This is a genomic window from Dickeya sp. NCPPB 3274, assembly GCF_000406205.1.
Classification (GTDB): Bacteria; Pseudomonadota; Gammaproteobacteria; order Enterobacterales; family Enterobacteriaceae; genus Dickeya; species Dickeya fangzhongdai.
The window spans coordinates 1,652,741-1,679,357 of sequence record NZ_CM001979.1; the positions used below are offsets into that span (position 1 = coordinate 1,652,741).

At 60.0% G+C, this 26,617-nt stretch carries 20 protein-coding genes, 1 tRNA gene and 1 pseudogene; 4 read left to right on the forward strand and 18 right to left on the reverse strand.

Annotated features, from left to right (window positions below):
* Positions 1-4: 4 nt before the first annotated feature.
* From DXX3274_RS07940 to DXX3274_RS07955, 4 genes are all read right to left on the reverse strand, one after another.
* A tRNA-Asn gene (locus DXX3274_RS07940) sits at positions 5-80 on the reverse strand.
* Between the two features lie 199 nt (positions 81-279).
* Positions 280-3,393: a beta-galactosidase gene (locus DXX3274_RS07945; protein WP_042859339.1), complete on the reverse strand. Its 3,114-nt coding sequence runs from the start codon at positions 3,391-3,393 to the stop codon at positions 280-282.
* Positions 3,394-3,577: 184 nt separating this feature from the next.
* The gene (locus DXX3274_RS07950; RefSeq protein ID WP_042859340.1) at positions 3,578-4,651 is read right to left on the reverse strand and encodes a LacI family DNA-binding transcriptional regulator; all 1,074 of its coding nucleotides are present in this window, start codon (positions 4,649-4,651) and stop codon (positions 3,578-3,580) included.
* Positions 4,652-4,738: 87 nt separating this feature from the next.
* Positions 4,739-5,455 carry an aspartate/glutamate racemase family protein gene (locus DXX3274_RS07955; protein WP_042859341.1) on the reverse strand — a complete coding sequence of 239 codons (717 nt, stop codon included), beginning with the start codon at positions 5,453-5,455 and terminating at the stop codon, positions 4,739-4,741.
* 152 nt (positions 5,456-5,607) lie between these two features.
* Here DXX3274_RS07955 and hypT point away from each other — a divergent pair, with 152 nt between their 5' ends.
* Positions 5,608-6,501: a hypochlorite stress DNA-binding transcriptional regulator HypT gene (gene hypT, locus DXX3274_RS07960; RefSeq protein ID WP_038660250.1), complete on the forward strand. Its 894-nt coding sequence runs from the start codon at positions 5,608-5,610 to the stop codon at positions 6,499-6,501.
* 58 nt (positions 6,502-6,559) lie between these two features.
* Here the strand turns inward: hypT and DXX3274_RS07965 are convergent, their stop codons facing one another.
* A complete protein-coding gene (locus DXX3274_RS07965; protein ID WP_042859342.1) occupies positions 6,560-7,849 on the reverse strand; it encodes a dicarboxylate/amino acid:cation symporter in 1,290 nt (429 codons plus the stop codon).
* Positions 7,850-8,762: 913 nt separating this feature from the next.
* Between DXX3274_RS07965 and flhA the strand changes: the two genes are divergently transcribed.
* Positions 8,763-10,940, forward strand: coding sequence for a formate hydrogenlyase transcriptional activator FlhA (gene flhA / locus DXX3274_RS07970; RefSeq protein WP_050569832.1), 2,178 nt, complete (start codon positions 8,763-8,765; stop codon positions 10,938-10,940).
* Positions 10,941-11,008: 68 nt separating this feature from the next.
* On the opposite strand, the gene fdhF is transcribed toward flhA, so the two are convergent.
* Positions 11,009-13,159 carry a formate dehydrogenase subunit alpha gene (gene fdhF / locus DXX3274_RS07975; protein ID WP_042859343.1) on the reverse strand — a complete coding sequence of 717 codons (2,151 nt, stop codon included), beginning with the start codon at positions 13,157-13,159 and terminating at the stop codon, positions 11,009-11,011.
* 34 nt (positions 13,160-13,193) lie between these two features.
* Positions 13,194-13,736: a 4Fe-4S dicluster domain-containing protein gene (locus tag DXX3274_RS07980; RefSeq protein ID WP_013317225.1), complete on the reverse strand. Its 543-nt coding sequence runs from the start codon at positions 13,734-13,736 to the stop codon at positions 13,194-13,196.
* A 688-nt stretch (positions 13,737-14,424) separates the two neighbouring features.
* Between DXX3274_RS07980 and DXX3274_RS22740 the strand changes: the two are divergent.
* Positions 14,425-14,616: pseudogene (locus tag DXX3274_RS22740) on the forward strand (DUF4160 domain-containing protein); the annotation flags it as partial.
* A 7-nt stretch (positions 14,617-14,623) separates the two neighbouring features.
* A complete protein-coding gene (locus DXX3274_RS07985) occupies positions 14,624-15,112 on the forward strand; it encodes a DNA-binding protein (RefSeq protein ID WP_042859344.1) in 489 nt (162 codons plus the stop codon).
* 83 nt (positions 15,113-15,195) lie between these two features.
* Here DXX3274_RS07985 and hycI read toward each other — a convergent pair whose 3' ends face one another.
* From hycI to DXX3274_RS08040, 11 genes are read right to left on the reverse strand one after another with little or no spacing between them, the layout of a single operon-like run.
* Positions 15,196-15,693, reverse strand: a complete 498-nt coding sequence (gene hycI / locus DXX3274_RS07990) for a hydrogenase maturation peptidase HycI (protein ID WP_042859345.1) — start codon at positions 15,691-15,693, stop codon at positions 15,196-15,198.
* Positions 15,686-16,084 carry a formate hydrogenlyase maturation HycH family protein gene (locus tag DXX3274_RS07995; RefSeq protein ID WP_042859346.1) on the reverse strand — a complete coding sequence of 133 codons (399 nt, stop codon included), beginning with the start codon at positions 16,082-16,084 and terminating at the stop codon, positions 15,686-15,688. Before DXX3274_RS07995 ends, hycI begins: the two co-directional genes overlap by 8 nt.
* Positions 16,081-16,872 (reverse strand): NADH-quinone oxidoreductase subunit B family protein, encoded by a 792-nt coding sequence (locus DXX3274_RS08000; protein ID WP_038660225.1) that lies wholly within the window; start codon positions 16,870-16,872, stop codon positions 16,081-16,083. Before DXX3274_RS08000 ends, DXX3274_RS07995 begins: the two co-directional genes overlap by 4 nt.
* Positions 16,869-17,438 carry a hydrogenase 4 subunit H gene (gene hyfH, locus DXX3274_RS08005; RefSeq protein WP_039691199.1) on the reverse strand — a complete coding sequence of 190 codons (570 nt, stop codon included), beginning with the start codon at positions 17,436-17,438 and terminating at the stop codon, positions 16,869-16,871. The genes DXX3274_RS08000 and hyfH overlap by 4 nt, the downstream gene beginning before the upstream one ends.
* 10 nt (positions 17,439-17,448) lie before the next feature.
* On the reverse strand, positions 17,449-19,176 hold the full coding sequence (locus tag DXX3274_RS08010; RefSeq protein WP_042859347.1) for an NADH-quinone oxidoreductase subunit C: 1,728 nt from the start codon (positions 19,174-19,176) through the stop codon (positions 17,449-17,451).
* Positions 19,169-20,815: a hydrogenase 4 subunit F gene (locus DXX3274_RS08015; RefSeq protein ID WP_042859348.1), complete on the reverse strand. Its 1,647-nt coding sequence runs from the start codon at positions 20,813-20,815 to the stop codon at positions 19,169-19,171. Before DXX3274_RS08015 ends, DXX3274_RS08010 begins: the two co-directional genes overlap by 8 nt.
* A 4-nt stretch (positions 20,816-20,819) precedes the next feature.
* The gene (gene hyfE, locus DXX3274_RS08020) at positions 20,820-21,470 is read right to left on the reverse strand and encodes a hydrogenase 4 membrane subunit (protein WP_013317235.1); all 651 of its coding nucleotides are present in this window, start codon (positions 21,468-21,470) and stop codon (positions 20,820-20,822) included.
* A gap of 9 nt (positions 21,471-21,479) precedes the next feature.
* Entirely contained in the window at positions 21,480-22,919 is a 1,440-nt protein-coding gene (locus tag DXX3274_RS08025; RefSeq protein ID WP_042859349.1) for a hydrogenase 4 subunit D, read from the reverse strand.
* A 16-nt stretch (positions 22,920-22,935) separates the two neighbouring features.
* A complete protein-coding gene (locus tag DXX3274_RS08030; protein WP_042859350.1) occupies positions 22,936-23,883 on the reverse strand; it encodes a respiratory chain complex I subunit 1 family protein in 948 nt (315 codons plus the stop codon).
* 12 nt (positions 23,884-23,895) lie between these two features.
* Positions 23,896-25,935: a hydrogenase 4 subunit B gene (gene hyfB, locus DXX3274_RS08035; RefSeq protein WP_084478734.1), complete on the reverse strand. Its 2,040-nt coding sequence runs from the start codon at positions 25,933-25,935 to the stop codon at positions 23,896-23,898.
* Entirely contained in the window at positions 25,932-26,558 is a 627-nt protein-coding gene (locus tag DXX3274_RS08040; RefSeq protein WP_042859351.1) for a 4Fe-4S dicluster domain-containing protein, read from the reverse strand. Before DXX3274_RS08040 ends, hyfB begins: the two co-directional genes overlap by 4 nt.
* Positions 26,559-26,617: the final 59 nt, after the last annotated feature.

The window sequence follows — 26,617 nt, forward strand, 5'->3', positions numbered from 1 at the left end:
AATTTGGCTCCTCTGACTGGACTCGAACCAGTGACATACGGATTAACAGTCCGCCGTTCTACCGACTGAACTACAGAGGAATCGCTTGAACGGGGCGCATAATAACGGGGTCTGCCGTGCATGTCAAAGGTGTAAACCACATTTTTGACGCGTTTGGCGAGGGAATGCGCAATATGCCGACTTTTTCACACGATCGTCTTGATTGAACTGCGTTTTACGTTGCGTCGTCGTGCTAAAACGGCGGACCGGCAGCAGCGTGATGCTGCCGGTCCGGCGGGATTATTGCAGCCGCAGTTGTAACTGGTAACGGTAGCGGGGCGCGGTCAGCAGGAAATCCGGCGCGACGCTTGGGCTCCAGGAGTCGTCGCCGCCGATGCCCATGTGAAAGCCGTCCAGATTTAGCCAGGTGCCCGGCTCCGGCTGCAACAGATGCTGGTGGGTGCAATCCATCAACTGTCGCAGACTGTAGCGGCCGATACCGAAATGGAAGTCGCCTTCAATCAGCCAGTTACCGTAGCGCAGTTCACGGGTGTGGCAGCGCAGGCCGTTTTCCGATGGGAAAATGTACGGCGTGTGCATCGCTTCCAGCGGTTGCTGCCAGCGGCCGTGCAGCGCGGCGAGGCGGCGGTCGGGATAGTTTTCGTGCGGACCCAGCCCCAGCCAGCTTACCTGTGGGTTGACCGCCGCCAGTTGACCGCAGAGGCCGATGCGCGCCAGCGGCGGCAGGTGACGGGCAACGTCCACTTCGACATTCACCGTCAACACGCCTTGTGCGTCAATACGCCACTGTTTGCGACTGATGAACAGCACCTGTTGCTGATAATGGCCGACGTGTTCGGTGGTGATCAGCACGCCGTCGCTGAGCGTGTCGGCGCGGATCTGCCGGCAGTCGGTCTCATACTGATACAGCCCGGCCAGCTTCCAGCGCTCCACCCAGGCGTTCGGGTCGATGCGGTCCACTTCGCTGATGCCGATGTCGTTATCCAGCGGCGCGCGCGTCAGATTGTCCTGCAACGGACTGAGCAACTGCGGTTGCCCGTCGCGCCACCACTGCGTCAGCAGACCGCTTCGTTTGTCGAAGCTCCAGCGTTGCTGGCCGTGGCTGATATCGAAACGGTCATCATCCCGAGTCAGGGTTGGACAGGCGCCGTCGTCGCGGCGTGACGCCGGGTACGCCAGCGGCATCGGCAGCGGCCATTGATCCCAGGCGCAGCGGTGCCCGGCGGGCGACCAGTCAGTCGCGCTCGGCTGAACCACCTCCACCGTCAGCCACATATCGGCGTGATGTTGCGGCGCAGGCAACCGGTCGAGCAGAATGAGGGTCTGGCAGCCCTGCGGTGCGATAGTGAGCGGCACCACGCCTGACGCCAGTTGGACGTCATCCTGCATGATGCGCCAGTGCAGTTCCTCGTTATCGCTATGACGGAACAGGTATTCGCTGGCGACAGTCAGCGTCAGCGGGCTGTCCTCATGGCGGGTGAACTGGAAAAATTGCTGGGCGCGCTGGGCTTCGTACAGCGACGGGTGCGGCGTGCGGTCAGGGAACACCAGGCCGTTGAGGCAGAATTGACGGTCGTTGGGTTTATCGCCGAAATCGCCGCCGTAAGCCCAATGTGGTTTACCATCCTGCTCACGCACCAGCGCCTGATCCACCCAGTCCCAGACGAAGCCGCCTTGCAGTCGCGGATACTGACGGAACGCCCGCCAGTAACGGTCGAACCCGCCAAAGCTGTTGCCCATGGCGTGCGCGTATTCACACAGAATCAGCGGCCGGTTTTCTCCCGGCAGACCGATCCATTTTTTGATCGACCACTTCGGCACCGCCGGGAACGGCTGGTCCTGATCCACCCGGGCGTACATCGGGCACAGAATATCGGTGGCGGGCGTGTTGGCGCCGCCGCCTTCGTATTGCACCGGCCGACTCTGGTCTTGCTGCTTCACCCACTGGTAGAGCGCGCTGTGGGTAGGGCCGTAGCCGGACTCGTTGCCCAGCGACCAGATGATGATGCAGGGATGATTGCGATCGCGCTGTACCATGCGGGTGACGCGCTCGGCATAAGCCGGCAGCCAGCGTGGGTCGTCAGACAGGCGGCTCATCGGCTGCATGCCGTGAGTCTCGATGTTGGCTTCGTCCACCACGTACAGGCCATAGCGGTCGCATAGCCGATACCACAACGGATGATTGGGATAGTGGGAACAGCGCACCGCGTTGAAGTTGTGCTGCTTCATTAACAGAATATCCTGCCGCATGGTCGCCTCATCGATGGCCTGACCGCGTTGCGGGTGGTGTTCATGGCGGTTGACGCCGCGAATCAGCAGCGGCTGACCATTGAGCAGCAGCAGGCCGTTACGGATGGCGACCTCGCGAAAGCCGACGTCATAAGCTTCCGCTTCCGCCAGCGTGCCGTCGGCGCGCTCCAGCGCGACTACCGCCCGATACAGATTGGGTGCTTCCGCGCTCCACAGTGCGGGCCGTTCTACCTCCAGTTGCAGGCTGACTCGGTCATGGTAGGCGCCGCGTTCATCGACCGCCGGCGTGCCGAACGGCGCGCGGCTTTCACCCACCAGTTGCCCGCCGCGCCACAGCTGCACATACAGTTGCCACGTCTGCGCCTGTTCTTCCGGCAGAGTAGCCTGCGCGGTAACGCACAGCGTGCCCTGCGTGTAGCTGTGGCGTAGCGGGGTAGTGATCTGCACATCGCGCAGATGCACCGCCGGTTTATGCAGCAGGTAGACATCACGGTAAATGCCGCTCATGCGCCACATGTCCTGATCTTCCAGATAGGTGCCGTCAGACCAGCGCAGCACCATCACCGCCAGCCGGTTTTCTCCCGGCTGCAGGCAGGGCGTCAGGTCGAACTCCGCCGGTAGACGGCTGTCCTGGGAATAGCCGACCCATTTGCCGTTGCACCACAGGTGAAAGGCGGAGTTCACGCCGTCGAACACGATGCGGGTCTGGCCCTGCGCCAGCCAGTCGGCGTTAACTGAAAATGTGAGCGAATAACAACCGGTGGGGTTGTCTTGCGGTACGAACGGCGGATTGACCGGTATCGGGTATTTGACGTTGGTGTAAATCGGCGCGTCGTAGCCCGCCAACTGCCAGTTGGATGGCACAACGATAGCGTCAGCGTCGGTCAGATCCTGCGTCAGCCACTGCTCCGGTACCGCCTCCGGGCGCGGGAAATAGCTGAAGGTCCATGCGCCATTCAGCCACTGACGCCGATCGGAAGGCTGGTCGTCACGCGCAGCGTCAAGGCTGCGCCAGCTGGAAAACGGCGGGTGGGCGTCCAGCCGGCGAGCGTGAGGACAAGCCGGGTTTTCCCAATCGCGTCTGGCCAGAATATCCGCCAGCGAGATACCGGCTAGAGGAACGTAAGCGGAAGCAGTGGACATAAAGCAGGCTTTCCTTGTATTGGCTGAAAATGAGTGGCTGAAAGCGCCTGACTGGCGGATGAACAGAAATTGTTATCCGCTCACAATTTTATTGGCAGGATCGCGGCTTACCGGGCGTGAGTAAAGCGTAAGGGCGCCGGAAAGCGGTGCCGATCACAAAACCAACCGGCCTCGGGAAAATGGATTAGCGTTGTAATTGCCGCGCCAGTGTAATCAGCTGTAGCGCCACATCCTGCGGCGACAAGATGGAGGGTTGCCAGGCGGCGGTGGTCTGACGGGGGATCAGCGTGGTTTTCAGTCGCAGCGGGGCGGGGGTGTGCAGGTGTTGCAGGCATTCCAGCAGCCGGTTGACGCTTTCCCGGCCCAGTTGCCGGAAGTCCTGACGGATGGTGGTCAACGGCGGCTGGAAATAGGCGCTGTCGCGGGTGTCGTCAAAGCCGATCACCGAGATCTGTTCCGGTACGCGCAGGCCATACTCGTGGATGGCCCGCAGAACGCCCAGCGCCATTTGATCGTTGGCGACGGCAATGGCGGTCGGGCGAACCGCATTCGCCAGCAACAGATGCGCCTGCTGATAGCCGGAACTGGCGCTCCAGTCGCCTTCCGCCATGGCGCAGGGCGCCAGCAGATGGGCCGCAAGCGCCTGTTGCCAGCCTTCATAACGCAGCCGGGCGGATACCGAACTTTGCGGGCCGGCAAGCAAGGCAATCCGGCGATGGCCCAGTTCCACCAGATGATCGATAGCCAATTTGGTGCCCTGATGCGGGTCGAATATCACGCTCGGCAGGTCGGCGGCGGGGGCGGTGTCGAGAAACAGCGCCGGCGTGGCGGCGCACAACTGGTGGATTTGCTCCGCCGCTTCCTGTTCCAGCGGCACGTTGACGATCACGCCGTCCACCCGTTGCGCCAGCAGTTCATTGACCGCACGCTGAACGTCATTGCCATCGACGGCGCGCAGCATGGATATCACTACGTTGAATCCCAGTTCGCTGGCGGTGGTTTTAATCGCGGCGGCAATTTGGGAAGGCGCGTGCAGCGACAGGTCGATGGTCGCCAGCCCGATGGTGGTGGCGCTGCGGCGCGCCAGCTGCTGGGCCACCCGGTTGGGGATGTAGTGGAGCGCGGCCATCGCCTGCTCCACTTTTCCCCGGGTACGATCCGAGACATGAGGCGCCTGATTCAGCACCCGGGAGACTGTCTGGTACGATACACCGGCGTAAGCCGCCACGTCATTGAGCGTTACTGGTTTCGCTTTCATGATTCTCTGTTAATCAGTCCCTGTATTGTCACCTGGCGTTATCATAACAAAGGCTGGCGACAGTAGACTGCGACCGACAGAGAAAAATTACGCTGCGACCGGCGGATGCGTTACCTGCTGGTAATACCAGGCGATGGTTTTTCTGATCAGCGCATCGGTGGCATCCAGATAGGCGTCTGGCTCGGCGACGGCTTCCGGCTCCAGAATCAGCGGCAGTTCGGTACAACCCAGAATGATTTTTTCCACGCCCCGCTGCCGCAGCGAGTCGACCACCGGCAGCAGCAGCGTCCGGGCTTGCGCGGCATCGCCCGCCTTGTAGGCGTAGATACTGTTCATCACCGCGTCCTGCTGCTCGTCGGTCGGTAATGTACAGCGTACCTGCTGATCGGCCAGTGCGTGCTGGTAAATTTCGCCGCGCACGGTGGCGGTGGTGGCCAGGATGGCGACGTGACGGACGCGCTGCTCAGCCACCTGCTGACAGGTAGCATCAATAATGCTGATCATCTCCAACTGGGTATGCCGCTTCAAATCCTCAAACCAGTAATGCGCGGTGTTGCAGGGAATGATGATGCAGGTCGCGCCGGCTCTCTCCAGAATTTTCATGTACTCCACCATTTTCTTCAGCGGTGAGGCGCTGTGATTGAGAATACATTGGGTACGATCGGGAATATCCGGGATAGAAACCGCGATCATCGGAATATGTTCCTGATCCTTTCTGGCCGGAGTATGCCGGATGAGTTTTTGCATGGCATCCACGGTCGCACCGGGTCCCATGCCGCCAAGAATGCCGACTACAGGATTCACGTTTTCCGCCTCATTGATGGTGATGTTGGAGTGGAAAAATCATCGCACAGCGCCCGGAAATGTGAATTGCGAAATTCCCATCCTCTATGTATGTTTTGCATAACTGTACTGGCATTATGCGCGTAATGCGTTTTTCGGAAAGGTGAGAGTCGATGCTAAATAACATTGAAACCAAATGGTTATACGATTTTATCGCACTGGAGGAGCACCGCAGTTTTACGCTGGCAGCCGAGACGCGCAACATTTCCCAGTCGTCATTCAGCCGACGAATCCGGGCGCTGGAAGAGGCGGTGGGGTTCGATATTTTCGACCGCGGCGCCCAGCCGTTGCAACTGACCGAACCGGGCAAGATTTTTCACGCCCATATCCGCAACACCCTCGACGATCTGGAATACCAGATTCACAAACTGCACGGCGGCAGCCATTACAAGAACAAGATCACGATTGCGGCGGCGCATTCGCTGTCGGTGTTTGTGATGCCGGAGTTGCTCAAAACCGTGCCGGATCGGCAGGAGAAGATTTTCTATGTTGAATCCATCGATGTGGATGATGCGGTACTCAATCTGAAAGAAGGGCGCAGCGATTTTATTTTTTCGTTTTACAACGAGGAACTGATGTCGGAACCGTTTCGCCATACCCGCATCATGGATTCCACCCTGTACCCGGTTTGCGCCTGCGATGCAGCCGGCAAACCGTTGTTTGATATCCGTGCCGCCGGGCTACCGCTGCTCAATTACACCGACACCAGCTACATGGGGCGTCAGGTCAACCGCTATCTTTCCACGCTGGCGCCCGAGCGGTTTACCGTGAGTTTTGTCTCCTCGATGAGCGACTTGCTCAAACGTATGGCGAAGCAAGGCCACGGCATCGCCTGGCTGCCGGATTATTCCATCCGCGATGAGCTGGCGCACAAGGAGCTGACGGTGCTGAAACTGGATCAGGCGGTGATGAAGATGCAGGTGTATCTGTACCGGCTGGATGCGCGGCTTAACGTGGCGTCGGAGTCATTCTGGCGGGCGATGACCGCGCCGCGTTCGGCGCAATAAAAAACAGCGGCCGCAGGGCCGCTGTTTGATTGACGAACTAAGCTGTTTCCGGGAACGGTCAGGCGTCTTGTCTGGCCTGTTGCAGCACCACTTCCGCCTCAGGCTCTTCCTCGTCGTCGGTGATGTCTTTTTCCAGACTGGCCACCACGGCGGTCGAGATGCTGTTGCCGATAACGTTGGTCGCGGTACGGCCCATATCCAGGAACTGGTCGATACCCAGAATCAGCAGGATACCGGCTTCCGGCAGGCTGAACATCGGCAGGGTGGCGGCTACCACCACTACGGAGGCGCGCGCGACGCCCGCCATGCCTTTACTGGTGATCATCAGCGTCAGCAGGATCAGGATCTGCTGGGTCAGACTCAGGTCAATATTGTACGCCTGAGCGATGAACAGGATAGCGAACGACTGGTACATCATGGAGCCGTCCAGGTTGAAGGAGTAACCCAGCGGCAGCACAAAGCTGGTGATCTTCTTCGGTACGCCGAAACGTGTCAGGGCATCCATGGTTTTCGGGTAGGCCGACTCGCTGCTGGCGGTGGCGAACGCCAGCATGGTGGGTTCGCGAATCAGACGAGCCAGCACCGCGATGGAGCGGCCAAGGAACGCGTAGCCCACCAGGAGCAGCACCGCCCACAGCAGCGCCAGACCGAGATAGAACTCGCCGATCAGCTTGCCGAAGTCGTAGATCAGGCCCAGACCCTGAGTGGTGATGGCGGACGCGATGGCGGCGAACACGGCGATCGGCGCCAGCGCCATCACGTAGTCGGTCACGCGGAACATCACTTTGGCCAGTTCTTCGATAGTGGACAGAATGAAGTTGGCCTGTTTGTTATGGTGTTTAACGTAAGCCAGCGCAGAACCGAAGAACAGTGAGAACACCAGAATCTGCAGGATTTCGTTGTTGGCCATCGCTTCCACGATGCTTTTCGGGAAGATATGGCTGATGAAGTTTTTCAGCGTGAAGCCATCGGTATTCAGACCGGTGGTGACATGGTTGACCGGCGCGACCAGATTCATGCCGACGCCCGGCTGGAAGAAGTTCGCCAGCATCATGCCGATCAGCAGCGACAGGAAAGACGCGGTAACGAACCAGGTCATAGCTTTCAGGCCGACGCGGCCCACGGCAGAAGAGTTGCCCATGCTGGCCAGACCGGAGACCAGAGTGGCGAACACCAGCGGCGCGATGATCATCTTGATCAGACGCAGGAAGATGTCGGTGACCATATTGAAGTAAGACGCTACCTCTTTGGCGCGGGCGCTGTCCAGATTGTTGTGGCATGCCCAACCAATCAGAATACCGAGCACGATCGCCAAGCATATCTGTATTAATAACTTCTGCCTTTGCATATTAACCTCATGTTGATGAATGTATTCAGACAACACACAGTGTTATTGCAGCGTAGCGGTCAGAGATGTCGTGAGACATACGCAGGCCGATACCCTGATTTGTTTGTGGGGTGTTGTGTCTGCCGCGCGAAATATTACAACGAAATCGGATTTTTGCCCTTTTTTTCTGCTGATAAAATGAAATGCATCACTGAATGAGGTCAAAAATGCGTTATTTCCCTGCTGATTATGGCTAAAGCCCGCACAAATCCCAGGTGTATATGTCAATATAAACCTATATTTATCAATTGGTTAAATTTAATGACTCGTAAGGTGGCAAGTGGTTTTTGGGTTAATCATAACTTTTTTTTATATCTTCATCTGAGTCAGCAATAAATCCAATAATTTCCGCTGAACTATTTTTATCCCTTCACGGTTTTATTATTGGTTGATGACATGGGTGATTAATAAACAGTAATTACCCTTCTATTTATGAAAATATAATCTGGCGTAATACGAAAAAACCGGATCGTAATTGAATAAAAACAACAGTAATTTTAATGACCTGCTTTAATTGCATTGGATAGGACCACAAATGTTATTTTCTTCTTTCTGGATGTAAATGGAGTGTTGGGGTTTGGTTTTTATATGGCGATGTTTTAACCAATTCAGCGCGATGAGATGCGCGAAGACAATATTTCCTTCGCAAACATTGGTCATGGTTTCTGTATAAAATACGCCCACAATAGTAAACGGTTCTTATTATTATCTGCCGCGACAGGCGGCAATCGCTCATCCGGTAACCGCTTGTTGCCGGCGTGCTCCGGTTTAGCACGATTCAGATCAAGCTATTGGTGAGGCGACGTGTCATTTCGTCAGTGAAGCTCTTACACTATTTCCCCACACTATCTATGGAAATTGGATTACGGTGGTTATGGCGACACGACTGACAGACTCTCCGTCCCGGCTGTCTATTCTGTGGCAGGATGCCTTGCTGAAAATTTCTCAGTCACTGTTGCAACAGCGCAACATTCCCGACCTGTTGCGGGCGCTGGATGGCGTGTCGTTTTCAGTGGTGCGCTTCGGCCGGGTTAATCTGATCCTGCTTGATCCGCTGCATAACCAGATGAATTTCTACCGCCACGACCGCGAATCCGGGCTTACCCAGTGCAGCGAAGAGGCGATTCTGCTGGCGAACGGCCCCGGCGGGGTGGTGTGGAGCACTCAGACCCCGCTGCATTGCGATCGCACGCACTTCCTGCGCGATTTTCCCCACCTGACCGACCAGCCGGCCTACGCCGGACTGAGCGATTATTGTCAGTTGCCGCTGCGCGGCACGCACCGCGGGCTGGGCGGGGTTGAATTTCTCAAGACCGACGGCAGCCGTTTCACCGATAACGAACTCGATTTTTTCCAGGCGCTGGCCGGCGTGGTGGCGCTGGTGGTGGAAAACATTAGCGAACGCGAGCAGGTGCTGCAAGAAGAGGAGCGGTTGCGCCATGAGCGCGACCATCTGCGCATTCTGGTGGATGTCACCAATACCGTGATTTCCAAACTGGAGCTGAAGGCGCTGGCGCTGGAGGTGTCGCGCGAAATCCACCGTTTCTTCGGCATCGATTTTATCGCGCTGGTATTAAAAGAAGGCGAGGGCGAAGCGCAAGCGCTCAAGTATCTCGCCACCGTCTACCCGCAGGCTGGCGCGCCGAAAACGGTGCAAGGCGAGGTGGAGCGGGCGCAAACGCTGGCAGACGGCGTGATGGCGCAGCATCAGCCGCAACTGGTACGGGTGGCGGAGCGCCCCCAGGCCGGCGAACCGCGCCCGCTTAGTCAGTGGTTTGACAATGCGTTGTCTCACGTCTGCCTGTTGCCGCTGGCGTTTGGCAACCGGACGTTGGGGGTGCTGGAGCTGGCGCACCGCTCAGCGCTGGCGGTCAGCGAAGCGGATCTCCGGCTGCTGCGGCAGATTGCCGCGCGTATCGCCATTGCGCTGGATAACGCGCTGGCCTATGAGCAGATCACCCGCATGAAAGATTCGCTGGTGCATGAGAATTTCTACCTGACGGAACAACTGACCGAGCATATTCATCAGCGCAGCGGCGACGAGTTCGGCGAAATCATCGGCCGCAGCGCCGCCATCCGGCAGGTGCTGGAACAGGTGGAGATGGTGGCGGCCAGCGACAGCACGGTGCTGATTTTGGGTGAAACCGGCACCGGCAAGGAGTTGATTGCCCGCGCTATCCATAGCCTGAGCCAGCGTAAAGCCCAGCATATGGTGAAAATGAACTGCGCCGCCATTCCGTCCGGCCTGCTGGAAAGCGACCTGTTCGGCCATGAAAAGGGCGCCTTTACCGGCGCCACCAGCCAACGTCAGGGGCGGTTTGAACTGGCGGATAACAGCACGCTGTTTCTGGATGAAGTGGGCGATATCCCACTGGAATTGCAGCCCAAACTGCTGCGGGTGTTGCAGGAGCGGGAGATAGAGCGGCTGGGCGGCAGCAAAGTCATTCCGGTGGATGTGCGGTTGATTGCCGCCACCAACCGCGACCTGAAACAGATGGTGGCGGACCGCGAGTACCGCAGCGACCTTTATTACCGGCTCAACGTGTTTCCCATCGTCATTCCGCCGTTGCGCGAGCGGCCGGAAGATATTCCGCTGCTGGTGAAGTTTTTCACCCGCAAGATCGCCCGTCGCATGAACCGCACCATCGACAGCATTCCGTCCGACATGTTGCGTCAGCTGAGCCGTTTACCGTGGCCCGGCAACGTGCGGGAACTGGAAAACGTGGTAGAGCGGGCGGTGATCCTGACGCGCGGCACCACGCTTAATTTGCAGATAGATGAATTGCAGCATCATCTGTCGCCGTTGGCGGTGCCCAAACCGGCGCACCGCGATTTTACGCCGCCGCCAGTGGCGGCCGAGCCGTCATCCGGGCAGTTGGATGCCGAAGAGGAATCGGAGCGCGAGCGGATTATCCGGGTATTGCGAGAAACCAATGGCATCGTCGCCGGCCCGAAAGGCGCCGCCGCCCGGCTCGGGCTTAAACGCACCACATTGTTGTCGCGGATGCAGCGTATGGGGATTTCCGCCCGGGAAATCGAAGGGATTTCCTGATTAAGGCGATGAGGTGGTGACAGGGTCTGAAAAAACCCTCCTCCCCGTTCGGGGAGGAGGGGTAGGGATCAACCTGCCACTTCCGCTTCTTTACGCAGACGGGCTTTCAGCGCGCTGTACTCCTGTGTGACGTAGTTCTCCGCCCAGTTCTGGTCGGCGATCGGTTCCAATTTCACCGCGCAGTGCTTGTATTCCGGCGTCTTGGCGATCGGGTCCACTTCGTCCAGCGTCAGCTCGTTGCAGGCGCCGATCCACCACTGGTAGGTCATGTAAACCGCGCCTTTATTGATGCGCTCGCTGACCATCGCCCGGCTGATCACCTTGCCGCGGCGTGACGCCACCCACGTCAGTTGCTGATCGCGAATGCCGAGACGGGCGGCGTCTTCCGGGTTCATCTGCACGTAGCCCGGTTCGTCCGCCAGCGTTTGCAGCGCAGTACAGTTGCCGGTCATGGAACGGCAGGAGTAGTGACCGACTTCGCGCACCGTGGAGAGCACCAGCGGGTAGTTGGCGTCGGTTTGTTCCATCGGCGGGTGCCATTCTGTCGCGAACAGCAAGCCTTTGCCGTTCGGGCGGTCGAACTGGTTGCCGGCATACAGCCACGGCGTGCCCGGGCTGTCTTCGGTCAGACACGGCCACGGTATATAGCCCAGACCGGCCATTTTCTCGTAGGTGGCGCCGTAGTAGAGCGGGCACAGATTGCGCAGCTCATCCCAGATTTCCTGAGTGTTGTTGTAATGCATCGGGTAACCCAGAGCGGTCGCCATCAGACTGATGATTTCCCAGTCCGGCTTGACGTTGCCCTGCGGCTCCACCGCCTTGTAGAAACGCTGGAAACCACGGTCGGCGGCGGAATACACCCCTTCATGTTCGCCCCAGGACGTCGCGGGGAAGATCACGTCCGCCACGGCGGCGGTCTTGGTCATGAAGATGTCCTGAACGATCAGTAGTTCCAACTGGTTGAAGGTTTCGCGCACCACCGACAGGTCCGGTTCGGTCTGCAGTGGGTCTTCACCCATCAGGTAATTGGCCTTGATCTTGCCTTCTTTGATCATGTGCGGCACGTCGGTCAGCGAGTAGCCGATGCGGTCGGACAGCGACGGCACGCCCCAGGCTTTGGCGAATTTTTCGCGCACGTCCGCGTCGGTGACTTGCTGGTAGCCGGGGAACTGGTTCGGCAGGGCGCCCATATCGCAGGCGCCCTGCACGTTGTTCTGACCGCGTACCGGGCCGACGCCGACATTCGGGCGGCCGAGGTTGCCAGTCAGCAACGCCAGACCGGACAAGCCTTTCACCACATCCACACCCTGGGTCCACTGGGTGACGCCCATGCCCCACAGAATGGTGGCGGACGGCGCGGCCGCGTACAGGCGGATGGCGTCGCGGATCAACTGCGGGTCGAGACCGGTGATGTCCGCCACGTATTCCGGCGTGTATTTCACCACCAGATTGCGGTATTCCTCGAACCCTTCGGTATGCTGGGCCACGAAATTCGCGTTATACAGCCCTTCATTGATCAGCACGTTGGCGAAGGCGTTGACCAGCGCCATGTTGGAGCCGTTTTTCAGCGGTAGCCACAGGTCGGCGATACGGGCGGTTTCGATATGACGCGGGTCGCAGACGATGATTTTGGCGCCGCGTTCTTTGGCCTTGATGATGCGGCGCGCCACAATCGGGTGAGAGTCGGCGGCGTTGTAACCGAACACCAGAATGCAGTCGGTGTGTTCGATTTCGCAGATCGAGTTACTCATCGCGCCGTTGCCCAGCGTCACCTGCAGGCCGGAGACTGACGGGCCGTGGCAAACGCGGGCGCAGCAGTCGATGTTGTTGGTGCCGGTGACCGCGCGGGCGAATTTTTGCATCACATAGTTGGTTTCGTTGCCCGGCCCGCGGGAAGAACCAGTGTGCATGATGGCGTCCGGACCGTATTTCTCCTTGATGGCTTTCAGGCGGGAACTGGCGAAGTCGATAGCTTCGTCCCAGGACACTACCTCAAACGGCGCGCCTTTCTGGCGGCGGATCATCGGTTGCTTCAGTCGCGGGGTTAACAGCTTGGTGTCGTTGAGAAAATCCCAGCCGTAATAGCCTTTCAGGCATAGTTCGCCTTCGTTGGTCAGGCCGTTGGCGCCTTCCGCGCCGACTACTTTGCCGTTTTCCACCAACAGGTTAATTTTGCAGCCTGACCCACAGTAAGGGCAGACGGTAATCACTTTCTGCATGACATTGCTCTCCTTCATCGTACCGACGGCACGCTCAGAATTTCATTTCCGCGGCTTCATCGAGTGCTGCGCGCCGCTGTTTACGTTGGATCATCTCCTGAATGTCTTCCCGGCTGATCAGGCGCAAGGCTTTGGTCGGGCAGACTTCGACACAGGCCGGGCCGTTGGCGCGCCCTTCGCATAGGTCGCACTTGTGCGCCTCCGCCTTAATGCAGTTACCCAGTGTCTGATAATGGCTGATACGCGCCACCGGTTTACTGATCACCGTCATGGCGCCGTACGGGCAGGCCACTACGCAGGTTTTGCAACCAATGCATTTTTCCTGCTGCACCCGGATATGATCGCCGGCGTGTACGATCGCCCCGTTAGGGCAAACATTGGCGCAGGGCGCGTCTTCACAGTGGCGGCATTGAATCGTGGTGCTGACATTCAGCCCCTTCACCACTTTCAGGCGCGGTGTGAAATGTTCTGGCGACAGCGACGACGGGTTGCCGTCGCTGTGCGCCAGCACGCAGGCGACTTCGCAGGTGCGGCAGCCAATACATTTCCTGGGGTCTGCTAAAACGAACCGGTTCATGACAGGGTCTCCTTCCGCGGCTCTGATGGACTAAGGGTTATGTCGAAGGCTCGGCCCGCCGACACATCACCCTATATAAAGCAGGGTTTATGCCAGAATGAATGCTTATGGTTTATCAATTTGATTTTTAAATAATTTAAAGTGATTTTCTTGGGAAAAGACCGCCTGTGACCAGCCGGTGACGAGTGTCAGTCGACGAGGTTCGGCAGATTTGACGACGTGCGCCCGGCGCGATGCAGACCACCGCGACAGGCAGAGAAAAACCACGCTGTTGCGAGGCGCGTTCCAGCTCTGAAAACTGCCTATCGAGGTTAGAAAGTCCGGCCTTTATTGTGTCTTCAGCGCGATGGCGCTTTACCCGCACATTTCAGCGGTGCGCAATAGTTTTTTATTTTTTAATGAAATCAACATGGAGCCTTTTGCAGGTGGTAAGACTGAAATAGGATGATTGTATCCCATGGGATACAGTGTTACTCTGTTCATTGATAAGGAGTGCCAATGCCTGAGATTGACAGACTGGCGGGGCTGATTTTCCATTTGTACCTTCTTATACCCAAAATAATTCGAGTTGCGGGAAGGCGGCAACCGAGGGAATCCCCGGGAGCTTACATCAGTAAGTGACCGGGGTGAGTGAGGGCAGCCAACACACCTGCAACTTGAAGTATGAAGGGGATATGATGATCGGCACCACTTGCCGCACGTTCATGTCTGTTATGGCAACCATGAGCTGATCATCAGCATTCGTACTGGAACAGAGATCGAAGGATATCTGCCGAATAACAAGCGCAAGATGGCGCTTGCACATATCAGAGCCCATCGGGAACAACTGCTGAGTATGTGGGAGCGGGCGGTAGTGGGGAGAAATCCGGGAAAATTGTGAGGCATTTATGCATAAAATCGTGGAAGTTGACGTTATTGGCGACTTTTCGTTGCGCCTGACCTATGAGGATGGTTTGGTGTGCGACATCAATCTTTATCAATATGCCTCCAGCCCGGTATTTTCGAACGCCGGCCTATTTATCAAGTTTGGGCTGCTGCCGGATGGCGCGCTGGAATGGTCGCCGGATATTAAGATTTCCGCGTCGGAATTGCGGAAAAAAGGGGAGTATGTCAGCCACACGCTGGCGGTGCGAGAAAACAACTTCGCTGATGTCATCTCTCGCGCCTTCTATGATGCCGTGATTGAAAACCGGCCGGAAATTCTGCAAGCGGCGTTGAAAATCGCGGTGGAAAAACATGGCAACAGCACAGTAGCCAAAGAGGCGGGGGCGAAAAGTCGCACCAGCCTGTATAAATCGCTGAATAAAAATACCCATGTCAGTCTTGCGACGGTGGTCAGCCTGGCGCATACCGTGCTGCAACTGGAAGAGAAGTAAGCCGTGGGTCTGCCAGGGGCGGAGCTGGCGTCTGCTCCGCCCGTAGCCATATCAGGTCAATACCGCGTCAACGTACGAGCGCCTTACCCCAGCACCTCAAACCCGCCATTCTCCTCCCAGCCAGATAATCGCTGATACAGGGTGTCCACCGCCCGGGTTACTTCCGGGCTGATGGGAAAATAGAACGCCACCAGCGCAGGCTGGATGCCGACAAAAATCACCTCGGGAATGTCTTCCTTCAGGCTGTCGATCAGGTAGTTCAGCGGCAGGCTGTGGGTATTCATCAGCATGTCTTCGGCGATGCGACCCGGATCGACGATGCGGATGGCGCCCGGCGTCAACCCCATGTCGGTGGCGTCCACCACCAGCAGGCGGCGAGGCTTCAGTTCCCGCAGCGTGTGAGCGGCATTTTCCGGAATGGCGCCGCCGTCAATCACCGACCAGCCCGCTACCGGCTGCTGGCTCATGCGTTCCGCCAGCAGCGGGCCGGCGCCGTCGTCTCCCATCAGGGTGTTGCCGACGGTCAGCACCATGTTTTCGATATATAAAGGGGCTTCGGTGTGTAAAGGGTGTTCAGTCATCAAGGCGTTTCACCATCAGATAAATAGCCGGTTCCCGTTGCATCGCCGCCAGATAGTCCACCAGCGTAGCGGTCCATTCCGGGTAGCGATCCCCCGCCGCCAGTGCGGTGAAGGCAGCGCCCAGCAGCGCGGTGTGGGTGTGGTCAATGGTGATTTCGCCAAAGCGCAGTAAGCCCAGCATTTTGCGGCGGGCTTCCTCATCACTTAGCTGACCGACCCAGCCTTCGTACTCCGCCAGCGGGCAATGCAACACCTGTTTCAGGCAGTCGATGACGCCGACGTGATGGCCGATAGCCAGCGAGTAATACATCACCTGCTGCGCCTGCTCCGGTACCTTGTCGCGGCTGTCGAGAAACTTGCGGTTCAGGGCATAAAAACGAACGCTGCTCATGACAGGATCTCCCCGCGCAGCATGGCGTGATAAATCTGTAGCAGATGACCGACGATCTCGTTTAGCCGCGGGTCTTCATATTGGTTGAGCCAACGGTTGACGCGATGCTCAAAGCCTTCCAGCGGCTGGTTTTCCAGCAAGTCGAGGAAACGGTCGCTGATTTCCCGCCCCTGGCGATACCCCGCCATCAGGCGGGCTTCCCGTTCCACCCGCACCCGCAAATCCAGCGGCACCGCCGGATGAATCAGCGCCGCTTTCTCGTGCTCGGCCTGCTGGTGGTCGCTGCCGTGCAGTTTCTGCTCCAGCAGCCCCAGCGCCACCGCAAAACCGTAAATCGTCGCCGCCGGGGTCGGCGGGCAACCGGGGATGTAGACGTCGATCGGCACGATTTTGTCGCTGCCGCCCCACACGCAGTACAGGTCGTGGAAGATGCCGCCGCCGCAGCCGCAGGCACCGTAGGAGATACAGATTTTCGGATCTGGCGCCGACTCATAAGCGCGCAGCGCCGGGCTTCGCATGGCGCGGGTTACCGCGCCGGTAAACAGCAGGATGTCGGCGTGGCGCGGTGATGCCACCACCTTGATGCCGAAGCGTTCGGCGTCGAACAGCGGCGTAATGGCGGAGAAGATCTCGATCTCGCAACCGTTGCAGCCGCCGCAGTCCACGCGGTAGACGTAGGCGGAGCGCTGGATATCTTTCAACAGCGTCTTTTTCAGCTGCTGGGCCTGTTCGTCGAGCGTAATCGGGGTAGTGTGGTAGTGATCGACCCCGTTGGGCAGCATACTCATTGCGCATTCCCCTTGTGAGTGGTCGGGGCGGGCAGGTGCTGACTCAGCCGCACGTTGCCCTGATGGTTCATGTTCTGTTTGCGTTTGCAGTCCGGGCAGGTTTCGAACTGGTGGCGACGCGCCTCCACCTCGTTTTCCGGCACCCCGGCGTGCGCCAGCAGCGCCATCGCGTATTCCACCTCTTTCTGCGGCGCGAACGGCCGCTGGCAGACATGGCAGTTCAGCAGTTGGAAGGTGGCGCGCTGATACAGGTCGGCCTTGCTGGCGACCGCCATTTCGAACTCCTGCGACAGCACGATGGCGCGGGTCGGGCACACTTCTTCGCAGCGGCCGCAGAAGATGCAGCGGCCGAGGAACAGCTGCCAGGTGCGGGTGCCGTTGTCCAGGTCGTTAGCCATCGTCAGGGCATTGGCCGGGCAGGCCATGGTACAGGCGGCGCAGCCGATGCACTGTTCCGGGTCGTACTCCGGTTTGCCGCGAAATCCGGCGGGCACCGCCAGCGGCGCGAACGGGTATTTCACCGTGCTGTTGCCCGCCTTGAGGATGGTTTTGAACAATTTAATCATGGGGCCTCCCTCATTTCAGCGGCGAACGGGTGCGTTCCAGTCCGTAGCGCTCGATCTCTTTGTACGGCACGGTGGTGACTTTCTTCTTGCGGACATCCACCAGCGTGACGCGGTCGGTACAGGAGTAGCAGGGGTCGAGGCTGCCGATGATCAGCGGCGCGTCCGACACCGTGTTGCCGCGCAGCATAAAGCGCAGCACCGGCCAGTTGGCGTAGGTGGCGGCGCGGCAGCGCCAGCGGAACAGCTTCTGGTTGTCGCCGGTCATGCTCCAGTGGATGTCTTCGCCGCGCGGCGCTTCGGTAAAGCCCAGAGCGAACTTGTGCGGCTGATAATGGATGTGCTCGTTGAGGATCGGCCCGTCCGGCATGTTGTCCAGCCCGAATTCGATCATCGCCAATGAGGTGAACACTTCACGCACCCGCACCAGCACGCGGGAGTAAACGTCGCCGCCGTCGAGGTGATGCAGCTCCATCGGCAGGTCCAGATAGCCGGCGAACGGGTGGTCGACGCGCACGTCGCGTTGAAAACCGCTGGCGCGAATCATCGGCCCCACCGGGCTGTAGTCGCGCGCCACCTGACGGTTCAGCACGCCGACGCCCTGGGTGCGTTGCGCCATGTTGGCGGTATTGAGCAGCATATCGGTCAACTGCGTCACCTCTGCGCGCATTTCACGGATCAGCCGGATGGTCTTCAGCCGGTCCTCTTTCAGAATGTCGCGGCGAATGCCGCCGATCAGGTTGAGACCGTAGGTCTTGCGCGCGCCGGTGAGCATCTCGGCGATCTGCATCGATTTTTCGCGTACCCGGAAGAACTGCATGAAGCCGGTGTCGAAACCGACGAAGTGGCTGGACAGCCCGATATTCAGCAGGTGACTGTGCAGGCGCTCTACCTCCAGCAGGATGCTGCGGATGGTATGGGCGCGCGCCGGCACCACCACGCCCAGCGCGTTCTCGATGGACGAGGTATACGCCACGCTATGGGTGAAACCGCAGATGCCGCATACCCGGTCGGACAGAAACGTCACTTCGTTGTAGCCCATGCGGGTTTCCGCCAGCTTTTCCATGCCGCGATGGACGTAGAACAGGCGGTAGTCGGCATCGATAATCTGTTCGCCGTCGACAAACAGCCGGAAGTGCCCCGGTTCGTCGGAGGTGATGTGCAGCGGGCCGATCGGCACCACCCGGGTGTCGCCGGTGGCTTCGTTGACGAAGGTGTAGGACTCATCGTCACGGGTGGGGGCAGGGCGCTGGCGGTAATCCATCGCGTCTTTGCGCAGCGGGTAGAGTTCGTCCGGCCAGTCGTCCGGCAGCACCAGCCGGCGTTCGTCCGGCAGGCCGACCGGGATCAGCCCGTACATGTCGCGCACCTCGCGCTCTCCCCACACGGCGGCGGGTACGCGCGGCGTCACCGACGGAAACTCCGGCACCGTTGGGTTGACCAGCGCTTTCACCACCACCCAGCACTTCTCGCCCTGTTCCATCGACAGCACATAGTAGACGGCGAAATGGCCGTTGAGGGTACGTTCGTCATTGCCGAACAACACCGACAGCCAGCCGCCGTGCTGGTAGTAGAGGTATTCCACCACCTCCGGCAACTGGTTCAGTTTGACGGTAATGGTCAACTGATTGGCGGTTTGCCGTTCTTCTTCCAGAATCGCCGTCGGGAATTGCTGTCTGACATGGGCGACGTAATTGGCGCCTAAATTTTCAGCGCTGGTCGCGGCGGATGAATTAATCACGGTACATCTCCTGACGGGAAGGGGTTAACGATGACGCAGGCGCCGTGTCCGGCGTGGTAGTACCCAACGTGGTAGTACCCAACGAGGTAGTGCGGGCGCTCAGCGATGGCCAGCCCAGACGCGGCGGCGTTGACTCGCCGGCATGGCTGCCGTTTAAAACAATGGCGGTGGCCTGTTCCAGCAAATGGATGACCGGCTGCGGAATGCGGGTGCCCATCACCAGCATCAACACCAGCAGAATCAGCATCGGCGCGGTAGTCAGCCAACCCAGTTCGCCTTTACTGACCGCTTCCGGCTGGCTGCCCAGCACGCTGGTGGCGATCATGCGAACCAGCCCGGCCAGCACCACGGTCAGCAGCGCCAGCAACACCAGCACCAGCGGTAAATGGCCGGCGTGGATGCCGGCGGTAACCGTCATGAACTCGCTCAGGAACACGTTGAACGGCGGCATACCGCCGAGCGCCAGCGCGCCGCCGGCCAGCAGCGCGCCCGTCACCGGCGCGACGCGCAGGATGCCTTTCACCGCGTCCATATCACGGGTGCCATATTTCAGCAGTACGTTACCGGAGCCGCAGAACAACAGGGTTTTCGCCAGACTGTGGTTCAGGGTGTGCAGCAGCGCCGCCAGAATGCCGAGCGGGCCGCCGATGCCGAGCGCCACGGCGATCAGCCCCATGTTTTCTACGCTGGAGTAGGCCAGCAGGCGCTTCATGTCGCGCTGCACCAGAATCAGGAACGCGGCGACCGCCACCGACAGCAGGCCGAACACCAGCAACAGCCGTTGCGGAAATTCCGGGCCGATGGCGGCGCTGATCAAGATGGTGTAGCGCACGATCACCAGCAGCGCGCAGTTGAGCAGCACGGCGGAGAGCAGGGCGCTGGTGGGGCTGGGCGCCTCGCTGTGGGCGTCCGGCAGCCAGGCGTGCATCGGAAACAGGCCGGTTTTGGTGCCAAAGCCGATCAGAATAAAGATGAACGCCAGATGCATCAGCGTGCCGTCCAGCTCGCTGGCGTGTTGCAGTACCTCGGTCCAGAAAATGGCGTTGCCCGGTTCCGCCATCACGTTGGCGGCGTTGGCGTACACCAGCACCGTGCCGTACAAGCCGAACGCGACGCCGACGGTACAAATAATGATGTATTTCCACGCGGCTTCCAGCGACGAGCGTTGGCCGTACAGGCCCACCAGAAACGCCGAACTGAGCGTGGTGGCTTCAATCGCCGCCCACATCAGGATCAGGTTGTTGCTGGTGATCACCAGCAGCATGGTGAACAGGAACAGGTGGAAGAAGCCGTAGTAGTGGCACAGCGTGGTGACGCTTACCTCACCGCCGTCCACTTCGTGGCGCATGTACCCCATCGAATAGAGGCCGGTGAGAAAGCCGATTACCCCGAGAATCGCCAGAAACAGCGCGCTCAGGCTGTCGAGATGCAGCCAGCGGTGGGCCGCCAGCAGCTCGCCTTGCTGGTACACCGTCCATACCGCCAGCAATGCCGCCAGCAGCAGCGCGCTGATGCCGAGCAGATGAATCAGGCTCACCAGCGTGCGCGCCGCCGAGCCGGTAAAGCGGCAGGCGAACGCCAGCAGGGCGGCGGCAAACGGCACGCCCAGCAGCAGGGAAAAAAGATCCAAAGTCGTCATGTGATTATCCTTTCAGCGCGGTCAGTTGCTGAACATCCAGCGTGTGCAGCGTGCGGTGGATTTTGCGCGCCATCAGCGCCATCACGATGACGGCGAAAATGGCGTCGGTGGCGATGCCGATCTCCACCAGCTCCGGCGCGCGGTAGGCCAGCAGCGCCAGCGTCAGGTGGGCGCCGTTTTCCATCAGGCAGTAGCCGAACACCTGTTTGAGAATGTTGCGCTGGCTGACGATGCACAGCAGGCCGATCAGGAAGTGGCCGAGCGAGACCGCCAGCACCGGTTTAAGGTCGTTGACCATCGGCAGTTTTACCGGCGCGACGGCAAAGTAGCTCAACAACACAATCAGGGTGGCGATCAGTATCAGGGTCGCGGTGCCGATTACGCCGCCGTCGGCTTTCGGGTCAGCCAGCCGGCAGAAGGCGAAGCTCATAATGGCGGGCACCATCACCACCTTGGTGATGAAGGCGGTCAGCGACCACAGATACAGCTCGTGGGAGCCCAGCAACCCGCCCAGCGCCACAAAGATCAGCACCAGCACCAGCGACTGCAACGCGTACAGCGCGGCGGACACCGTGGGTTTTCTGGCGGCGATCACCAGCAGCGAGGTGATGATCAGCAAACCAGCCAGATTATTGACGAGAAGAGATCCAGTCATGGGAGTTCCTTATTTCAGCCAGAGTGCGGCGATAACGCTGGAGCACAGCGACATCACTATCAGCACCAGCAGCACCAGATTCATCGACGCCGGCACCGCCGTGGCCGACGCCACCTCATCGGACGGCTCGCCCGGCACGGTGCGGCCAAACCAGTAGAGGAACCAGGCGAAACTGGCGACCGACTCCACCAGCGCAATGATCAGCAGCGGCAGCAGCCACCCGGCGTCGTTTGAGAGCGTAAACCCGGCGGCGAACAGCGGGAATTTGCTGAAGAAGCCGTTGAACGGCGGTACGCCGGTGATCGCCAGCGCCGCCACGCAGAAACCCACGCCCAGCAGCGGCAGACGGCGCATCATGCCGCGCAACTGCGGCAACATACGGGTGCCGCAGCTGTAGCTGAACGCGCCGGCCACCAGAAAGAACAGGCTCTTGGCGTAAGCGTGGTTGAAGATGTAGGCCATACCGGCGTCGAAGGCCATGCGCGAGCCGAAAATGGACAGCGACAGCGCCAGAAAGATGTAGGCGAGCTGGGTGATGGTGGAGTAGGCCAGCAGCCGCTTCATGTCTTTTTGCGGCAGGTACATCAGGAAACCGTACACCAGCGTGATGGTCGCCATGATGACGCCGACCACGCCGATGATGTGCGGCACTTCGACGGCGGACAGAATGGCGCGGGCGAAAATATACACGCCGACTTTCACCATCGAGGCGGCGTGCAGGTAGGCGCTCACCGGCGTCGGCGCTTCCATCGCATCCGGCAGCCAGACATGCAGCGGCAGCTGGGCCGACTTGCCCCAGGCCGCGAACAGAATGCCGCCGAACACGATGATTTTGCTGCTGTCGTCCAGTTGCGCGATGGCGCTGAGCGCGAAAGTGCCGGTGGTGGCGAACAGCCAGGCCGCCGCCAGATACAGGCCGACAGACGCGACATGGGTCACCAGCAGCGCTTTAAGCGCCGAACGCAGCGATTTCGGTTTCTGGTAGTAACCGATCAGCGCCCAGGAACAGCCGCCGGTGATTTCAAAGAACAGCAACTGGCCGAGAATGGTGGATGACAGCGTCAGCCCGGCCATTGCGCCGATGAACACCAGCAGAAACGCGTAGTAGCGATTGCTGCCGTCGTGCGGATGCTCGCGGTTGCCCAGCGTCAGGTAGCCGCAGGAGTAGAGGCTGACCAGAAAACCGAGCGACACCACCGCAAAGCCGATCAACAGACTGATGCGGTCAAACACAAAACCGAACAGATCAGTCTGACCGTAACGGTAAAGGGTGACGACCAGGTCGGTTTTGCCGCCGTCGAGGTAACGCCAGGCCAGCAGCGCCATGCCGAGCGTCGCCAGCAGGGCGAATAGCGTACACACCCCTTTGGCGAAGCGCTGCGGCGCAAAGGCGACCAACAGCGCGCCGAGAAACGGCAGCAGCAGGGTCGCAAGAGCAATATTCTCCATGATGGATGCCGACTCCTTATAGTCCGGTCAGGTAGAAAACGAACGCCAGCGCCGCTACGCCGAAGCCGAGCCAGGTCACCCGGCCGGTCAGCAGAAAGCGCCCGCGCGCCAGGCTGTTTTCGATAATCGCGGCGATGACGAACACCACCACCAGCTTGATGATCAGCGCCAGCGTGCCCCATAGCAGGCTGATCGCCGTGAGCGTTTCGGCCTTGCCGAACGGCACGAAAATCGACAGAAACAGCGTGGCGACCACCACCTGTTTGAGGCTGATGCCCCATTTCACCAGCGCCAGCCCGGCGCCGGCGTATTCGGTCAGCGGGCCTTCCTGCAACTCTTGTTCCGCTTCCGCCACGTCGAACGGGATTTTGCCCATCTCAATAAAGGTGGCGAAGGCGCAGGCCAGCAGCGCCAGCGCGGTGGCGGTGGGGGACACCCAGTGGCCGCTCGCCAGTTTGACGCTGATATTGCCGATGTTGGTGGAGCCGGCGACCAGCGCCACCACCAGCAACGCCAGCATCAGGATCGGCTCGACCAGAATGCCGAGCGTCAGCTCGCGGCTGGCGCCGATGCCGGCAAAGGTGCTGCCGGAGTCCAGACCGGACAAGGAGAAGAAAAAGCGAAACACCGCAAACAGGTACAGCAGGGTGATGATGTCGCCCGCCGCGCCGAACGGAGAACTGTCGGTCACGGCCGGCAGCGTCATCGCCACCAGCAGCATGGTGGCGAGCAGGATGAACGGCATCAGGCGAAACACGCCGCCGCTGTGCTCGGGCGCCACTTCCTGGCGGCGCAGCAGTTTGAATAGGTCACGATAATCCTGCAGCATGCCCGGCCCCTGCCGGGAGTGCATTTTGGCGCGGATCACGCGCGACATGCCGGACAACAGCGGAGCCGCCGCCATCAGCAGGACGGCCTGCAACAGCGCGCCCAGCAGCGGGAAAACGAGTGAAACGTAAGTCATGTTCCGGTCTCCTTAAGCCAGAGTGGCCAGTAGCAGGGCAACCAGCGCCGCCACCACATACAGGCAGTACACCCGGAAATCGCCGTGCTGAATCCATTGCACCGCGCGGCTGATGCGCTGCACGCCGCTGACCACCGGCATGACCACATGGTCGTCCCATACCGGTTCGACGTACGCCGCCGCCTGCGTGGTCTTTTCCAGCGCCTGTTGCATCGCGGGCGCCGGATCGAGGGTTTTGCGCACGCGGTAGAGCGGCGCGAACATCACCCGCAGCGGCTGGGTAAAGCTGCCGGCCGACGCCGACATGGCGGATTCGTAGCCGTAGCCGCAGGCCCAGGGCGTGCCTTTGTGGCGAAAGCCGAGACGCGGACCGCGCAGCAGGCTGTAGAGCATCAGCGGCAGCAACGGCAGCGCCAGCAGCAGGATGAAAATCAACGGCGTATTGAGGCGGGTTTGCAGGTGGTCGCCGGGGAAGACGCCCAGCCCCGCGGCCATCATGACGGCCGGAGTGTGCGCCAGATCTGCCGCGATGCGGGTCATCACCGGCACCACTACGCTGGCGCCGACGCCGAGCAGCACGCACAGCAACGCCAGCAGTAACATGGCGACCGTCATCGGCCAGGGGACCTCGCGGGCGTGAGCGGCTTTCTCACTGCGCGGCGCGCCGCAGAAACTGATGCCGTACACCTTGACGAAACACATCGCCGCCAGCGCGCCGGTGATCGCCAGCATCACGATGGCGATCGGCGCGGCCAGCCGCAGGCCGATGCCGCCGTCATGGCTGAGGGTGAACAACGACTGGTAGGTAAACCACTCGCTGACGAAACCGTTGAGCGGCGGCAGGGCGGATATCGCCATACACCCGACCAGAAACGCCAGCGCGGTACGCGGCATCAGCCGTGACAGACCGCCCATTTTTTCCATGTCTTTGGTGTGAACGCGGTAGATCACCGCGCCGGCGCCGAGAAACAGCAACCCCTTGAACACCGCGTGGTTGAGCAGGTGATACAGCCCGCCCAGCAGACCAAGCAGCGCCAGCAGCGGATGATGGGTGGCGATGCCGATCATGCCGACGCCGACCCCCATCAGAATAATGCCGATGTTCTCCACCGTGTGGTACGCCAGCAGACGTTTGATATCGTGTTCGGCCAGCGCGTACAGCACGCCCAGCACCGACGACACCGCGCCGAACGCCAGCACCACCACGCCCCACCAGGCTTCGGTAGCGCCCAGCAAATCAACACCGACTTTGATGATGCCGAATACACCGATCTTTACCATCACGCCCGACATCAGCGCCGAGGCGTGCGACGGCGCGGCCGGGTGCGCGCGCGGCAGCCAGCCGTGCAACGGCAACATCCCGGCTTTGGCGCCGAAGCCGAAGAACGCCAGCAAGAACACCACCGAGGCTTGCGGCGCCGATAACTCGGCGTGGCGGAAATCGGCGAAATCGAGGCTGCTGCTGTGGCGGTAGAGCAGGAAGAAGGCAATCATGATCAGCACCGAACCGGCATGGGCGATCAGGAAATACAGCAACCCGGCGCCGACCGCCTCTTCATCCTGATCGGCGATCACCAGGAAGTAGGAACTGAGCGACATCACTTCGAACAGCACAATGAAGTAGAAAGCGTTGTCCACCACCACCAGCGCTACCATTGAGGCGACAAACAGGTTCATGAAGAACCCCATCGCCCAGGCGCCGCGCCCGCGGTACTCCTCCAGATAAGCCAGCGAATACAGGGCGGACACCGCCACCAGCAGCGAGATCACCAGCGTCATAAACGCGGCCAGAGTATCGAAGCGCAGCGTGAGGTGAGCGAAGGCGTCAAACGGCCCGTCGAACACGGCGGTCAGCACGCCGCCGCCGAGCAGGACGGGCGCTGCCGCCAACGCACCGGCACAGCCGCCCGCCAGCGCGCACAGCCCGCTCAAGCGAATCGCCAGCGATTCCTGGCGGCATAGACATAACGACAGCAACGCGCCAGCCAGATACAGCATGAGCGACAGGCCCAGCCATTGCAGTGGCGTCATCAATTGCAGTGACATCATCATAGCGTTTGCTCCCTGTCAGTCCCTGCGGCGGGAAAAGGGATGTTGCCGTCCGGCCATTCCGCCGCCTGACGGCGTTTGGCGGCGACAGCGTCGTCCAGCGCGGCGTCATCCACCAGATACAGCGCGTGTGTCGGACAGACGCGCACACACTCCGGCCCCTGTTCGCGGAAATCGCACAGATCGCATTTCACCGCGATGCTGCGTACCCCTGCGTTCCACGCCAGCATCGGATGAACCGACGGCTGGCTCACCGGTACATCGGACAGCTGCGACAGCGGGATGTGGTGATCAAACGTAGTCGGGATTGCCAGCGGCGTGCTGCCGGATGGCGTGATGGCGCCGAACGGACAGGCGATGGCGCACAGTTTGCAGCCGATGCAAGTGTTTTCGTCCAGCAGCACGGCGTGGTCCTGATGCCTGATGGCGTTGACCGGGCACACTCTGGCGCAGGGCGCATCCTCACAGTGACGGCATAACACCGGCGCGGTGCCGTTGGCATCGCGCTCGACCGCCAACCTCGGATGAGACTGCAGGCCCTGCTGGCGATGCACCTGCGTACAGGCCGCCATGCAGGTGTTGCATCCGATACAACGCGTTGGCTCCGCAATGACGAAGCGGTTCATAGCCATACCCTCCGGGGTGATAGAAATGTTTCCTGCGCCGGAAGCATATTCCATGCCAT